This window comes from Pseudomonas sp. NPDC086251 (assembly GCF_044746405.1).
In the GTDB taxonomy this organism is placed as follows: Bacteria; Pseudomonadota; Gammaproteobacteria; order Pseudomonadales; family Pseudomonadaceae; genus Aquipseudomonas.
Window position 1 is genome coordinate 1 of record NZ_JBIVBY010000030.1, and the last position, 14414, is coordinate 14414.

Below are 14414 nucleotides of genomic sequence, written 5' to 3' on the forward strand. Positions count from 1 at the left end.
GTACATAGTCGCCAATCGACCACTCTTCATCGACATGAGCTTCAATAAAACGCTCGTCAATGCCTTCATAGCGGCCGGCAATCAGGATCAATGCATCCGAATTCGCCAACTCGCGTACCGCCGACTGAGTCAGTTGACGGCCTTGGGGGGACAGGTAAATCACCTTCGCCGCCTCCCCGGCTGCTGCCTTGGCCTGAACCAGAGCATCTTCCAGGGGCTTGATCTTCATCACCATGCCCGGACCACCGCCAAATGGGCGATCATCCACAGTGTGATGTCGATCCGTCGTGTAGTCTCGCGGATTCCAACAGGTGAGCTGCAAGAGCCCCTGTTTCACCGCACGACTGGTGATGCCGTACTCGCTGATGGCGGAGAACATCTCGGGAAACAAACTGATCACTTCTACGCGCAAATTAGCCACGTTTAGAAGTCCGCATCCCATTCCACCTTCATCTCGCCTGCGGCAAGGTCGACGGCCAACACGCATTGCTCCGTATAGGGCAACAGGCGTTCGCGATCATCCAGGCTGCCAGCGCAAGGCTTGACCACCATGACATCATTGGCGCCGGTTTCCAGAAGATGATCGATTTTCCCGAGCAATTGCCCGAGTTGATCTATGACCTTCAGACCTTCCAGCTGGTACCAGTAGTACTCGCCGTCGGTCAATTCAGGGAACAGGTTGCGTGGCACGCAGATCTCATAACCGGCCAGAAGACGAGCTTCTTCACGATCATCGAGACCCTTGAGCTTCGCGACCAGGAACTTGTCGTTCCCGCGTCCGCTGACCAGCTCAACCTGCTTTACGCTGCCTTCGCGCTTGAGCGTCCAGGTTTTGTATTGCAAGAGGTTTTCAGTCGGATCCGTAAAGGAATACACCTTCACTTCGCCGCGAACGCCATGAACAGAATAAATTTTGCCGATAACGATCAAATCATCAGCAACAGCTGGCGTCGCGTTCATATTGCTCAGGCCGCAGCCTTAGCAGATTCCTTCAACAACTGAGCAACACGCTCAGAAGGTTGTGCACCAACGCTCAGCCAGTAGGCTACGCGCTCTTGGTTCACGGACAGACGAACTTCTTGACCACGAGCAACAGGGTTGAAGAAACCAACCTGTTCCTTGTGCGAACCGTCGCGCGGGTTGCGGCTGTCGGTTACGGTCAAGTGGTAAACGGGCGCTTTTTGGAGCCGCCAAGGGCAAGACGGATTGTTAGCATGTGAACATCGTTCCTGTAGTCGGTGCTGCAAATCTAAAGGCACAGCGGGCATAGGTGCCCGAAAGGCCGCATATTCTAAGGAATATCCGGACTTTTGCAAATGTCTTTTTCCGGCGGTCTTTCGGCCGCCATCAAGATTTGCTATAGAGCCGTCGTTGAAAACGGCCAGTCAGCTCCCGCCAAGTGCGGGTTTGCTGGAGATCCCACTTCCGTGTGGGGCTGCGTCGACATCGCTGCCGACGCGGATTCTTTACATTTTCGGCATGCCGCCGCCGGGCAACATACCGCCCATGCCGCGCATCATTTTGGCCATTCCGCCTTTTGCGGAGAATTTCTTCATCATCTTCTGCATCTGCTTGTGTTGCTTGATCAAGCGACCGATGTCCTGCACCTGAGTGCCCGAACCCATGGCGATCCGGCGTTTGCGCGAACCGCTGATCATCTCAGGGTCGCGGCGCTCGGCCGGGGTCATGGAATTGATGATGGCTTCCATCTGCTTGAATTGCTTCTCTGCCGCGTTCTGGGCATTGCCCATCTGCGCCAGGTTCACGCCGCCCATGTTGGGCAGTTTGTCCATGAGGCCGCCGAGGCCGCCCATGTTCTTCATTTGTTGCAGCTGATCGCGGAAGTCTTCGAGGTCGAAGCCCTTGCCTTTCTTCAGCTTCTTGGCCAGTTTGTCGGCCTTGTCCTTGTCGAGGGTCTGTTCGGCCTGCTCGATCAGGCTGAGCACGTCGCCCATGCCGAGGATGCGCGAAGCAATACGCTCAGGGTGGAACGGCTCGAGCGCTTCGCTCTTCTCGCCCATACCGATGAACTTGATGGGCTTGCCAGTGATGGCGCGCACCGACAGCGCGGCACCGCCACGGGCGTCACCGTCGACCTTGGTCAGGATCACACCGGTCAGCGGCAGCGCATCGCCAAAGGCCTTGGCCGTGTTGGCGGCGTCCTGGCCGGTCATGGCGTCGACCACGAACAGCGTTTCGACCGGGTTGATCGCGGCGTGCAGGGCCTTGATCTCGCCCATCATCTCTTCATCGATGTGCAGGCGACCGGCGGTATCGACGATCACCACGTCGATGAATTTGAGTTTTGCTTCTTTAATAGCCGCTTGCGCGATCTCGACCGGCTTCTGGCTCAGGTCGGACGGGAAGAAGGTCACGCCGACTTCGCCGGCGAGCATTTCCAGCTGCTTGATCGCCGCCGGACGGTAAACGTCCGCGGACACGACCATGACCGACTTCTTCTTGCGCTCTTTAAGGAAGCGCGCAAGTTTACCGGCGGTGGTGGTTTTACCAGCCCCCTGCAAACCGGCCATCAGCACGACGGCTGGCGGAACGGCGCTCAGGTTCAGGTCTTCGTTGGCCGCGCCCATCAGGCTTTCGAGTTCGGCCTGGACGATCTTCACGAAGGCCTGGCCCGGCGTCAGGCTGCGCGACACCTCGGTGCCGACGGCGCGTTCCTTGACCGAATTGACGAAGTCCTTGACCACCGGCAGGGCGACGTCGGCTTCGAGCAACGCCATGCGCACTTCACGCAGGGTGTCTTTGATGTTGTCCTCGGTCAGCTTGGCCTTGCCGGTGACATGGCGCAGCGTCTGCGAGAGACGGTCGGTTAAGTTTTCAAACATGCGCGATCCTTTCAGGCCCTATGTAGACCGAGGTAATGGCGGCCCAGACCGTAATAAACATGTGCTCGGCGAGCCTGCGGCGTGGGCAGGTCGCGGATTATAGCGAAGACTGCGCCCGGCGGACACCTCGCCGTCAGGTTGCATGGTCTTTCGTGCGATGTGGGTTCTATGCCAAACTCAGCGCCTTTCGGGCTTGCCTAACAGGATTTATGCTCCCCTTGTCACCCAGCTTGCTTACTACCCTCGCCGCCGCCTGCTTATATGCCGCTGCGACTCTCTATCAGGGCACTCGCCTGGCCACTTGCGCCAAGGCGAACAAACGCCTGCTGGTCACGCTCGGCGTACTGGCCGTGCTGGCTCACAGCGCCAGCCTGTTTACCCATCTGCTGACGCCAATTGGCCTGGGCCTGGATTTTTTCAGCGCAGCCAGCCTGATCGCCGCCGCGGTCATCGCCTTGACCTTGCTGGCCTGCTCGCGGATCCCGGTGGAAAACCTGCTGGTCTTGCTGTTCCCGCTGGGACTCGCGACCGTGTTGCTCGCACAGTTCGCCCCTGCCGGCACCGTGCAGGTCATCGACGAAGAACCGGGCATTCTCGCCCACATCCTGTTGTCGATCCTCGCCTATGGCATGTTCACCATTGCGGTGTTCCAGGCCTTGCTGCTGCTGGTGCAAGACCACCAACTCAAGCACAAACACCCGTCCGGGCTGATCAAGAACTTCCCGCCGCTGCAAACCATGGAAAGCCTGCTGTTCGGCTTTCTCTGGGCCGGCTGGACCCTGCTGTCGCTGTCGCTGATCTCCGGCTGGCTGTTCGTCGACAACCTGTTTGCCCAGCACCTGGTGCACAAGACCTTGCTGGCGTGCCTGGCCTGGATCGTCTTCAGCGTGCTGCTCTGGGGGCGTAACCGCCTCGGCTGGCGCGGACACAAGGCGATTCGTTGGACCCTTGCCGGTTTCTGCCTGCTGATGCTTGCGTATTTCGGCAGCAAACTGGTTCGCGAATACATCCTGCACATCTGACGGGCGGCATTAATGGACGACTTGCCCATAGGGCCGATGTTCGCAGTCATGGCCCTGCTGATTTTATGGTCGGGGCTGTTTACCGCGATCGAAGCGGCGCAGCAGCATTTGCTGGCCAAACGCACCGCTTCGCGTTCAAGCGACAAACCCGTGGCGAAGCTGAGCTTTGCGCTCAATAGCCTGATCCTCTGCAACACGCTGTGCCGCGCACTGGTGGTGGTCATCAGCACCTTGCTGGCGATTTTTACCTGGGCCGAAAACGGTCCCTGGATCGCTTGCATCGGGGCTGGCGCCATTCTGCTGGTGTTTGCCGACTACCTGCCGCGCACCCTGGCCGTGCGCTATCCGGATGCGATCCTGGCCCTGGGCAACACCTTGCTCCGCGTGCCGCTGAAAATCCTCTACCCCGCCGCCTGGCTGCTCAACGGCATCAGTCAGTTGCTGATGCGACCGTTCGCCCGTAAACCCAGAGTGGTGCAGCAGAGCGAAGACGAAGCACCGACAGATCGACACGACGATCACGAGCCAGCCATCCGCCGCCCTCACCCGTTGTCGGGCATCCACGCGCTGGACAACATCACGGTCAACGACATTCTGGTGCCGCGCAGTGACGTCGACGGGATCAACCTCGACGACTCCCTCCCGGAGATCATCGAACAACTGCGCCACAACAAACGCACGCGCCTGCCGGTGTTCCACAGCGACATCAACCAGGTTGAAGCGGTACTCAATACCCGGCAGATCCGCCACTTGCTGGCCGATGCGAGCCTGACCCTCGAAGCCCTGCTGGCCGCCAGTCACGAACCTTACTTCGTGCCGGAAAGCACGCCTCTGCAGCTGCAACTGCTGAACTTCCACAAACAGCAGCGGCGCCTGGGCATGGTGGTCGACGAGTACGGCGAAGTGCTCGGCATCGTGACCCTGGAAGACATTCTCGAAGAAATCGTCGGCGAATTCGAAAGCCAGCACAGCATGGATAATCCGCATATCCATCCGCAGGCCGACGGGCGATTGGTGATCGAGGGCGCCGCGTCCATCCGCGACCTGAACAAGAGCCTCGGCTGGCACCTGCCCAGCGACGGCCCGAAAACCCTCAACGGCCTGGTGACCGAGGCGCTGGAAACCATTCCGGAAAGCGCGGTGTGCCTGAAGATCGGGCGTTATCGACTGGAGATCCTGGAGACCGAAGACAATCGGGTCACCCGGGTGTTGATCTGGCATAACAGCACCGTCCCGGCCACCCGCTAATACACCGCTCTTGTAGCAGCTGGCGAAGCCTGCGTTCGGCTGCGTTCGGCTGCGAAGCAGTCGTAAATTCTGAATGCAAGGTTTACCTGAATGACCGCGTTGCCTGATTTCACGACGGCTTCGCCGCCGAACGCAGGCTTCGCCAGCTGCTACAGGTTCGGCGTAAAGACGAAAATATTGCCTCTTGTTCGATCGATAGCCGCCTTCCTATAATCGGGTCGCTTACCCAAGCCCCGCCGGACCACGTGCTTACCCCGCACGCAACAGGTTCCGGCCAGACCATCGGACGTATCCGCATCACACCGACGACTGTTCCTACCTTGAACAGCGACCGCGCCTCAACCCACATCCCTGGGTATTCGACCATAATAAATCGCTCAAACGGGCACATGACTGTCAGGGATAACTGCATGACGACCAGCACGATCTATACCGAAACCACGCCTGCGCAACCGACGAACTCCGCCACGCGCGTGGCCACCGCGAGTTTCATCGGCACCGCCATCGAGTTTTACGACTTCTACGTCTACGCCACTGCGGCAGCGCTGGTGATTGGTCCGGTGTTCTTTCCGCAGACCTCCGGCACGGCACAGATGCTGTCGGCGTTCCTCACCTTCGGCATCGCCTTCCTTGCCCGCCCGCTGGGTTCGGCGCTGTTCGGCCACTTCGGTGACCGGATTGGCCGCAAGTCGACCCTGGTCGCTTCTCTATTGCTGATGGGCGTGTGCACCACGCTGATCGGCGTGCTGCCGGGTTACGACAGCATCGGGGCCTGGGCGCCGATCCTGTTGTGTGTACTGCGCTTCGGCCAAGGCCTTGGATTGGGCGGTGAATGGGGCGGCGCGGCGCTACTGGCGACAGAGAACGCACCCAAGGGTAAACGCGCCTGGTTCGGCATGTTTCCACAGCTTGGCCCTTCGATCGGCTTTCTCGCGGCCAACGGCTTGTTCCTGACCCTGGCGATGACACTGGACGACGAGCAGTTCCGTTCGTGGGGCTGGCGGATTCCGTTCCTGCTCAGTGCCGCGCTGGTGATGGTGGGCTTGTACGTACGCCTCAAGCTCCATGAAACCCCGGTGTTCGCCAACGCCATGGCCCGTCAGGAACGGGTGAAAATCCCGCTGGTCGAGCTGTTCAGCCAATACTGGGCGCCGATGCTGCTGGGTGCGGGTTCGATGGTGGTGTGCTACGCGCTGTTCTACATCTCGACCGTGTTTTCGCTGAGCTATGGCGTTTCGACCCTCGGCTACACCCGCGAGACTTTCCTCGCACTGCTGTGCTTCGCCGTACTGTTCATGGCCGCCGCTACGCCGCTGTCGGCCTGGGCCAGTGACCGTTATGGGCGCAAACCGGTGCTGATTATCGGTGGCGTGCTGGCGATTCTGTCCGGGTTCCTGATGGAACCGCTGCTGACCCAAGGTTCGACCTGGGGCGTGGCGCTGTTCCTGTGCATCGAACTGTTTCTGATGGGCGTCACGTTTGCGCCAATGGGTGCGCTGCTGCCGGAGTTGTTTCCGACCCACGTTCGATATACCGGCGCCTCGGCGGCCTACAACCTGGGCGGTATTGTCGGGGCCTCGGCGGCGCCGTTCTTCGCGCAGAAACTGGTGGCGATGGGTGGTTTGAGTTATGTCGGCGGGTATGTGTCGGGGGCGGCGGTGCTGAGTTTGATCGCGGTGCTGTGTTTGAAGGAAACGCGTCATAACGATTTGAATCGGGTGGCCTGATAGATTGCCTTCGCGGGCAAGCCTCGCTCCTACAGGAGCGAGGCTTGCCCGCGAAGGCGTCCTTACAGACAAAAATCGCCCTGCAACCGAACACACATTTCGCGCACCCGTTGTCACCTCGCTCTACGCGCATCGGAACATCCCCGCTATACTTGCCGGCTTTTCCTGAATAAATGCCAATAGGGTCCCGCCGCGCATGGATAAGACCTACCAGCCGCACGCCATTGAAACTTCCTGGTACAACACCTGGGAGTCAGAGAATTACTTCGCCCCGCAAGGCGCGGGCGAGTCCTACACCATCATGATCCCGCCGCCGAACGTCACCGGCAGCCTGCACATGGGTCACGGCTTCAACAACGCGATCATGGACGCCCTGATCCGTTTCCGCCGCATGCAGGGTCGCAACACCCTGTGGCAGCCGGGCACCGACCACGCCGGTATCGCCACGCAAATGCTGGTGGAACGCCAACTCGAAGCCCAGGGCCAGAGTCGTCATGACCTGGGCCGTGAGAAATTCCTCGAGAAAGTCTGGGAATGGAAGGATCAGTCCGGCGGCAACATCAGCCGTCAGATCCGCCGCCTCGGCTCGTCCGTCGACTGGAGCCGCGAGCGCTTCACCATGGACGACGGTCTCTCGGAAGCCGTTAAAGAAGCGTTCGTGCGCCTGCACGAAGACGGTCTGATCTATCGCGGCAAGCGCCTGGTCAACTGGGACACCAAGTTGCACACGGCGATTTCCGACCTCGAAGTGGAAAACCACGACGAAAAAGGTTTCCTGTGGAACCTCAAGTACCCGCTGGCTGACGGCGTGAAGACCGCTGAAGGCAACGATTTCCTGATCGTCGCGACCACTCGCCCGGAAACCATGCTCGGCGACGCCGCCGTTGCGGTAAACCCGAACGATGAACGCTACAAAGCCCTGATCGGCAAGTTTGTCGAGCTGCCGCTGGTCGGCCGCCGTATCCCGATCATCGCCGACGATTACTGCGACCCTGAATTCGGCACCGGCTGCGTGAAAATTACCCCGGCCCACGATTTCAACGACTACGAAGTCGGCAAGCGCCACAACCTGCCGCTGCTGAACATCTTCGACAAGAACGCCGCCGTACTGCCGGCTTGCCAGGTGTTCAACCTCGACGGCACGTTGAACGAAAGCATCGACGGTAAGATCCCGGCCGAATACGCCGGCCTGGACCGCTTCGAAGCGCGCAAGCAGATCGTCGCGGCATTCGATGCTGCCGGCCTGTTGGTCAGCGTCAACGATCACGCCCTGAAAGTGCCGAAAGGCGACCGCTCCGGGACCATCATCGAGCCGTGGCTGACCGACCAGTGGTACGTGTCGACCAAGCCGTTGGCCGAGCCTGCCATCGCTGCCGTTGAAGACGGTCGCATCGCGTTCGTGCCGAAACAGTACGAAAACATGTACTTCTCGTGGATGCGCGACATCCAGGACTGGTGCATCAGCCGTCAATTGTGGTGGGGCCACCGGATTCCGGCCTGGTACGACGAGTCGGGCAAAGTCTACGTCGGTCGCGACGAAGCCGAAGTACGTGCCAAGCACAACCTCGGCCCGGATATCGCGCTGCAACAGGACAACGATGTTCTCGACACCTGGTTCAGTTCGGGCCTGTGGACCTTCTCCACGCTGGGCTGGCCAGAGCAGACCGAATTTCTGAAGAAATTCCACTCCACCGACGTGCTGGTGACCGGTTTCGACATCATTTTCTTCTGGGTTGCCCGGATGATCATGCTCACCATGCACTTGGTGAAGAACGAGGACGGCACGCCGCAGGTTCCGTTCAAGACCGTGTATGTGCACGGTCTGGTGCGGGATGGCCAGGGCCAGAAGATGTCCAAGTCCAAGGGCAACGTCCTGGACCCGCTGGACATCATCGACGGTATCGAGCTCGAAGAGCTGGTGCAGAAACGCACCTCCGGCATGATGCAGCCGAAACTGGCGAAGAAGATCGAGAAGCAGACCCGCGACGAGTTCGCCGAGGGCATCGCCAGCTACGGCACCGACGCCTTGCGCTTCACCTTCTGCTCGCTGGCGTCCACCGGTCGCGACATCAAGTTCGACATGGGCCGCGTCGAAGGCTATCGCAACTTCTGCAACAAGATCTGGAACGCGGCGCGCTACGTGCTGGACAAGGGCGAAGACTGCGGCCAGAACGGCGAAGCCTACGAGCTGTCCCTGGCCGATCGCTGGATCATCTCGCAGCTGCAACGCACCGAAACCGAAGTGACCCGTCAACTCGACCAGTTCCGTTTCGACCTGGCCGCACAAGCCTTGTACGAGTTCATCTGGAACCAGTATTGCGACTGGTACCTGGAACTCTCCAAGCCTGTGTTGTGGGACGAAAATGCACCGGTCGAACGTCAGCGCGGCACTCGCCGTACGCTGGTTCGGGTGCTGGAAGTCGCGCTGCGCCTGGCGCACCCGTTCATGCCGTTCATCACCGAAGAAATCTGGCAGCGCATCGCACCGCTGGCCGGTATCGAAGGCAAGACGATCATGCTGCAACCTTGGCCAGTGGCCAATGAAGAGCGCATCGACCAAGGCGCCGAAGACGATATCGAGTGGCTGAAAACACTGATGCTCGGCACGCGTAACATTCGCGCCGAGATGAACATCGGTCCGGGCAAGCCGCTGAACCTGTTCCTGAAAAACGTCAGCGCCGAAGATCAGCGTCGTCTCACCGAGAACGAAGCGCTGCTCAAGAAGCTGGCTCGCCTGGAATCGATCACTGTGTTGGCTGCTGGCGAAGAAGCACCGCTGTCCGCTACCGCACTGGTCGGCGAGATGGAAGTGCTGGTGCCGATGGCCGGCCTGATCGACAAAGACGCCGAGCTGGCTCGCCTGGACAAGGAAATCCTGCGTTTGCAGGGCGAAGTTCAGCGCGTGGGCGGCAAGCTGTCCAACGCCGGTTTCGTCGACAAGGCCCCTAGCGACGTCATCGAGAAGGAACGCGCCAAACTGGCTGAAGCTGAACAGGCTTTGGGCAAGCTGGCCGAGCAACATGCGCGGATTGCCAGCCTGTAACGGCAACTCGCAATGAAAAAGGGAGGCCCATGTGGCCTCCTTTTTTTTTTGCGCTTCTGTAGGAGCGAGGCTTGCCCGCGAACAACGATGACACGTTTTGCCTGATAGATCGCGTCGCGGCCTTCGCGGGCAAGCCTCGCTCCTACAGGATCCCCACGCGGCCATCGACTGTGTGACAATACCCGCCACTTTTAGCCATACCCGAATCGACCACGCCCATGAACGCCCCCCGCACACCCCGCCCTGCGCGCAAGAAGCCTGACTCCGCCACCCCGGCCAAAGCCGTGGAACCGCGCGAGAAGGCCAGCCTGCACCCGCGCAATCGCCATCAGGGTCGCTACGACTTCCCGGCGCTGATCAAAACCACGCCGGAACTGGCGAAGTTCGTGATCATCAACCCGTACGGCAAGGAAAGCATCGACTTCGCCAGCCCGGACGCGGTGCGCGTGTTCAACCGGGCGCTGCTCAAATCGTTCTACGGCATCGCCCATTGGGACATTCCCGCCGACTACCTGTGCCCACCGGTTCCGGGCCGAGCCGATTACGTGCACTTCCTGGCCGACCTGCTGGCCAGCGTCAACGACGGCGAAATCCCGCGCGGTGCGCCGGTCAAGGTGCTGGATATCGGCATGGGCGCCAACTGCGTCTATCCGTTGATCGGCTACAGCGACTATCGCTGGCACTTCCTCGGTTCGGAAATCGACCCGACGGCCGTCGCCGCCGCGAAAGCCATCGTACAGTCCAACGGGTTGAACAAAGCCATCCAGTTGCGCCAGCAAAGCAATCCCAAGCACATTCTGCTGGGCCTGCTCGAACCCGGCGAACGCTTTGACCTGACCATGTGCAACCCGCCGTTCCATGCCTCGATGGACGAAGCGACCAAGGGCAGCGAGCGTAAATGGCGCGCCCTGGGCCGTGCCGATCCGAAACGCAAACTGCCGGTGCTGAACTTTGGCGGTCAATCGGCGGAGCTGTGGTGCGAAGGTGGCGAAGCACGCTTTGTGACGCAACTGATCGCCGAGAGCGCGCACTTCCAGCACAAAGTGCTGTGGTTCAGCACCCTGGTCTCGAAAGCCTCAAACCTGCCAGCAATCCAGACGGCACTGAAAAAGGCCGGCGTACTGGAAAGCCAGGTGGTGGAAATGTCCCAAGGGCAGAAACAGAGCCGTTTCGTCGCCTGGACCTTCCAGACCAAATCCGAGCAACAGCTGTGGCGCGAGCGCTGGGTAAAGAAAAGCTGAGTCACTGACCGACATCGTTCAAATGTGGGAGCGGGCTTGCTCGCGAAGGCGGTGTGTCAGTCGACTTCAATGTGACTGACACACCGCATTCGCGAGCAAGCCCGCTCCCACATGGGTTTAGCGGTGTTCGTTGTAAATCGCAGACACAAAAAAACCGTGCCCGGATTGCTCCGGAGCACGGTTTTTTTTAACAAGTCTTACTTGTTAACAGCGTCGGTCAGGCCTTTGGCCACAACCAGCTTGATAACTTTCTTGGCAGCGATTTCGATGGCAGCGCCAGTCGAAGGGTTACGGCCGGTACGGGCAGGACGCTCAGTCACTTTCAGCTTGCCGATACCTGGCAGAGTGATTTCGCCGCCGTTTTCCAGCTGATCGGCAACGATTTGGCCCAGTTGGTCCAGAGCGTTACGCGCGGTGGTTTTAGGCGCGTCGATAGCTTCAGCGATGTCGGCGATCAGTTGGTCTTTAGTAAGAGCCATGTAGTGTTCCTTCCCTATCAAATTCATATGGATTGCAGAGTGCAGTGTCAGCCATCGAGCCCGATCTTCTGGATCTGGCACCCTCGGCCAATAACCACGGGATCGGGGTTATAGATACCGAAATCAGGGTTTGGTTCGACCTGACAAATGCTGAATGCACGCTTAACGCAGTGACTTCGCGTAAGACGGGGCAAAACTAGCACAGAGACGGGGAAATATCCGCCTCTAGCTACCCATTTGGTCAGCTTTATTGCTCTAAATCGGTAAAAAACTGCATAAGCACCGGCGGTCGGCTGCGAATTGCCCTTCGCGCAGCGCCAAAACCAGTGGTTGCGGTACACTGGGCGCTTTTTCGGGGAGCACGCCCTCCTCTCTTCAATCAGCCGAGAAGCCCATGCCGATCCGTCATTGCATCGTCCACCTGATCGACAAAAAACCCGACGGCACACCTGCAGTTCTCCATGCCCGCGACTCTGAACTTGCCGAGTCCAGCGCCATCGAGAACATGCTTGCCGACCTCAACGAAAGCTACAACGCCAAACAAGGCAAGGCCTGGGGTTTCTTCCATGCCGAGTCCGGGGCGCACCCGTTCAGCGGCTGGCTGAAGGAGTACTTCGAGGGCGGCAAGGATTTCACCGCGTTCAGCCGCGTGGCGGTCGAACACCTGCAAAAGCTGATGGAAGAGTCGAACCTCTCTGTGGGCGGCCACGTGCTGTTTGCGCATTATCAGCAGGGCATGACGGATTACCTGGCCATCGCCCTCCTGCACCACAGTGAAGGCGTTGCAGTGACCGAACAGCTGGACGTGACCCCGTCCCGGCACCTGGACCTGGGCCAGTTGCACCTGGCGGCGCGGATCAACGTCTCCGAGTGGCAGAACAACAAGCAGTCCAAGCAGTACATTTCGTTCATCAAAGGCAAGAACGGCAAAAAGGTTTCGGAGTATTTCCGCGACTTCATCGGTTGCCAGGAAGGCGTCGACGGCCCGGGCGAAACCCGCACCTTGCTCAAGGCCTTCAGCGACTTCGTTGAAAGCGAAGATTTGCCGGAAGAATCCGCCCGCGAGAAAACCAAGACCCTGGTCGATTACGCCAGCAGCCAGGCCAAACTGGGCGAACCCATGGGCCTGGAAGAACTCTCGGAACTGATCGACGAAGAACGCCCGAAAGCCTTCTACGATCACATCCGCAACAAGGATTACGGCCTGTCGCCAGAAATCCCGGCGGATAAACGCACCCTGAACCAGTTCCGCCGTTTTACCGGTCGCGCCGAGGGCTTGTCCATCAGCTTCGAAGCGCACCTGCTGGGTTCGAAGATCGAGTACGACGAAGAAGCCGGCACGCTGATCATCAAAGGCCTGCCGACGCAGTTGACCGACCAGCTCAAGCGACGCAACTGATGCTGGGCGGCGTGCTGAAGAAATGCCTGCTGATCCTGCTGGTGGTCGTGGTCTATCAGAATTGGGGCAAGATCGAGCGAGTGATCAACCCGTCGCAGGTGGTGTCCGAGCAGACCCAGGCCAAGGCCAATGTGGTGCTCTACGCCACCGAATGGTGTGGTTACTGCAAGCTGACCCGGCGCTTTCTCGACCAGAAAGGCATTCCGTACCAGGAATTCGATATCGAGAAGGATGCCGAGGCGCGCAAGGCCTATGAGGCGCTGGGTGGCGGCGGGATCCCGATCATCGATGTGAACGGGACGCTGATCCGCGGGTATGACCCGGACGCGATACTCGCCGCCCTGAAATGACAAACCTGTAGGAGCGAGCGGTGCGGCGATCCGACTTGCCCGCGAAGAACGATGACGCGGTCCAACAATGACACCGCATTATCGTTCTTCGCGGGCAAGCCTCGCTCCTACAGTTCAGCTTTTTTCGATACGGTAGCCAAAGCGCGGGAAGTGCACATGCACCACACCACCGCGCTCGTCTTCACGGCGCAGAATCAATTCTTCGCTGCCGGCAAACAGCAACTCTCCTGCCACCGGATCGACGCCATAGTCGGTTGCCGCGATCACCACCTGCTGGCCTGCCTCGAACCCGTTTGGCTCATCGAACTGCTCATCCGGCAATGCCGCCGGCGTGGCATTGCGCGCAATCTCCAGCGCCTCCTCTGACGTCATCTCGCTGAATGCGCCATGACCGAAGCCCATCACGCGCCCAAACCACGCTGACACTGCCGGATACGCATCAACCAGCGGTGAAGTCACTGGCGTCGCTTTAAGGAACCACAACGAATGGGCCAACGCGAAGTCGGCAATCGACGGCTCGCCGAACAGGAAGTCGCCCTGCTCGCGCTGAAGTTGTTGTTCCAGTCGCGCCATGATCGTCGGCCATTGGTGCCTGGCCTGCTCGGCTGACAACCGTGTGGCGCCGCCACCGCTGAACAACTTGGCGCGATCGGCGATGAACGCCTTGATCGCTTCCGGCGATAAATGGCCGAAGCGCACGGCGACCGATTCCGGCTGGAACACCAGGCTGACCGCATGCTGGAACACCACCGAATCGGCCCAGGCAGCGAAAGTCGCGGCAATCATTTCCTGACCTTCCGGGAAGAACGCCGGCAAGGCTTTTTCCTGTTCCAGACGACGGGCAATCAGCGAAGTGTCGCAATAGATATCCGCGCCTACCTGCAACACCGGGGTCCTGCGGTAGCCGCCCGTCAGCGCCGTCAGATCGGGCTTTGGCATCACCGGCGAAATCTTCACCGAGCGCCAGGACAAGCCCTTGAACCCCAGCAGCAAGCGGGCCTTTTCGGCAAAAGGGGACGTCGGGTAATGATGAAGAATCAACTCGGACATGCTCGGCTCCGC

At 59.7% G+C, this 14414-nt stretch carries 11 protein-coding genes and 2 pseudogenes; 7 read left to right on the forward strand and 6 right to left on the reverse strand.

Annotation, left to right across the window (positions count from 1 at the left end):
- The 4 genes and pseudogenes from ACIPL2_RS27275 to ffh form a co-directional block, all read right to left on the reverse strand.
- Window positions 1-442, reverse strand: a pseudogene (locus tag ACIPL2_RS27275) (tRNA (guanosine(37)-N1)-methyltransferase TrmD); the annotation flags it as partial.
- Window positions 424-960 carry a ribosome maturation factor RimM gene (rimM, locus tag ACIPL2_RS27280; RefSeq protein ID WP_010565276.1) on the reverse strand — a complete coding sequence of 179 codons (537 nt, stop codon included), beginning with the start codon at window positions 958-960 and terminating at the stop codon, window positions 424-426. The pseudogene ACIPL2_RS27275 and the gene rimM, both read right to left, overlap by 19 nt.
- A gap of 5 nt (window positions 961-965) precedes the next feature.
- A pseudogene (rpsP, locus tag ACIPL2_RS27285) lies at window positions 966-1216 on the reverse strand (30S ribosomal protein S16).
- Between the two features lie 250 nt (window positions 1217-1466).
- Complete coding sequence (gene ffh, locus ACIPL2_RS27290) at window positions 1467-2843, reverse strand: signal recognition particle protein (protein WP_401361641.1); 1377 nt, start codon at window positions 2841-2843, stop codon at window positions 1467-1469.
- Between the two features lie 209 nt (window positions 2844-3052).
- On the opposite strand from ffh, the gene ACIPL2_RS27295 reads away from it, so the two are divergent.
- The 5 genes from ACIPL2_RS27295 (at window position 3053) to rlmF (ending at window position 11124) form a co-directional block, all read left to right on the forward strand.
- Complete coding sequence (locus tag ACIPL2_RS27295; RefSeq protein ID WP_401361644.1) at window positions 3053-3865, forward strand: inner membrane protein YpjD; 813 nt, start codon at window positions 3053-3055, stop codon at window positions 3863-3865.
- Between the two features lie 12 nt (window positions 3866-3877).
- A complete protein-coding gene (locus ACIPL2_RS27300) occupies window positions 3878-5113 on the forward strand; it encodes an HlyC/CorC family transporter (RefSeq protein ID WP_401361647.1) in 1236 nt (411 codons plus the stop codon).
- A 410-nt stretch (window positions 5114-5523) separates the two neighbouring features.
- Entirely contained in the window at window positions 5524-6840 is a 1317-nt protein-coding gene (locus ACIPL2_RS27305; protein ID WP_401361650.1) for an MFS transporter, read from the forward strand.
- Window positions 6841-7036: 196 nt separating this feature from the next.
- Window positions 7037-9883: a valine--tRNA ligase gene (locus ACIPL2_RS27310; protein ID WP_401361653.1), complete on the forward strand. Its 2847-nt coding sequence runs from the start codon at window positions 7037-7039 to the stop codon at window positions 9881-9883.
- Window positions 9884-10101: 218 nt separating this feature from the next.
- Window positions 10102-11124 (forward strand): 23S rRNA (adenine(1618)-N(6))-methyltransferase RlmF, encoded by a 1023-nt coding sequence (gene rlmF, locus ACIPL2_RS27315; RefSeq protein WP_401361655.1) that lies wholly within the window; start codon window positions 10102-10104, stop codon window positions 11122-11124.
- A 197-nt stretch (window positions 11125-11321) separates the two neighbouring features.
- On the opposite strand, the gene ACIPL2_RS27320 is transcribed toward rlmF, so the two are convergent.
- Entirely contained in the window at window positions 11322-11603 is a 282-nt protein-coding gene (locus ACIPL2_RS27320; RefSeq protein WP_007905514.1) for an HU family DNA-binding protein, read from the reverse strand.
- A gap of 394 nt (window positions 11604-11997) precedes the next feature.
- Here ACIPL2_RS27320 and yejK point away from each other — a divergent pair, with 394 nt between their 5' ends.
- Together yejK and ACIPL2_RS27330 are read left to right on the forward strand one after the other, a co-directional pair.
- Complete coding sequence (gene yejK / locus ACIPL2_RS27325; RefSeq protein WP_059406265.1) at window positions 11998-13002, forward strand: nucleoid-associated protein YejK; 1005 nt, start codon at window positions 11998-12000, stop codon at window positions 13000-13002.
- A complete protein-coding gene (locus ACIPL2_RS27330) occupies window positions 13002-13352 on the forward strand; it encodes a glutaredoxin family protein (RefSeq protein ID WP_401361659.1) in 351 nt (116 codons plus the stop codon). Before yejK ends, ACIPL2_RS27330 begins: the two co-directional genes overlap by 1 nt.
- A gap of 114 nt (window positions 13353-13466) precedes the next feature.
- Here the strand turns inward: ACIPL2_RS27330 and ACIPL2_RS27335 are convergent, their stop codons facing one another.
- A complete protein-coding gene (locus ACIPL2_RS27335) occupies window positions 13467-14402 on the reverse strand; it encodes a glutathione S-transferase family protein (RefSeq protein WP_401361662.1) in 936 nt (311 codons plus the stop codon).
- Window positions 14403-14414 lie beyond the last annotated feature (12 nt).

What these genes read in the sequence shown, in the direction of transcription:
- rimM (WP_010565276.1), bottom strand. Translation starts at nt 960, where the DNA reads ATGAACGCGACGCCAGCTGTTGCTGATGATTTGATCGTTATCGGCAAA.
- ffh (WP_401361641.1), bottom strand. Translation starts at nt 2,843, where the DNA reads ATGTTTGAAAACTTAACCGACCGTCTCTCGCAGACGCTGCGCCATGTC.
- ACIPL2_RS27295 (WP_401361644.1), top strand. Translation starts at nt 3,053, where the DNA reads ATGCTCCCCTTGTCACCCAGCTTGCTTACTACCCTCGCCGCCGCCTGC.
- ACIPL2_RS27300 (WP_401361647.1), top strand. Translation starts at nt 3,878, where the DNA reads ATGGACGACTTGCCCATAGGGCCGATGTTCGCAGTCATGGCCCTGCTG.
- ACIPL2_RS27305 (WP_401361650.1), top strand. Translation starts at nt 5,524, where the DNA reads ATGACGACCAGCACGATCTATACCGAAACCACGCCTGCGCAACCGACG.
- ACIPL2_RS27310 (WP_401361653.1), top strand. Translation starts at nt 7,037, where the DNA reads ATGGATAAGACCTACCAGCCGCACGCCATTGAAACTTCCTGGTACAAC.
- rlmF (WP_401361655.1), top strand. Translation starts at nt 10,102, where the DNA reads ATGAACGCCCCCCGCACACCCCGCCCTGCGCGCAAGAAGCCTGACTCC.
- ACIPL2_RS27320 (WP_007905514.1), bottom strand. Translation starts at nt 11,603, where the DNA reads ATGGCTCTTACTAAAGACCAACTGATCGCCGACATCGCTGAAGCTATC.
- yejK (WP_059406265.1), top strand. Translation starts at nt 11,998, where the DNA reads ATGCCGATCCGTCATTGCATCGTCCACCTGATCGACAAAAAACCCGAC.
- ACIPL2_RS27330 (WP_401361659.1), top strand. Translation starts at nt 13,002, where the DNA reads ATGCTGGGCGGCGTGCTGAAGAAATGCCTGCTGATCCTGCTGGTGGTC.
- ACIPL2_RS27335 (WP_401361662.1), bottom strand. Translation starts at nt 14,402, where the DNA reads ATGTCCGAGTTGATTCTTCATCATTACCCGACGTCCCCTTTTGCCGAA.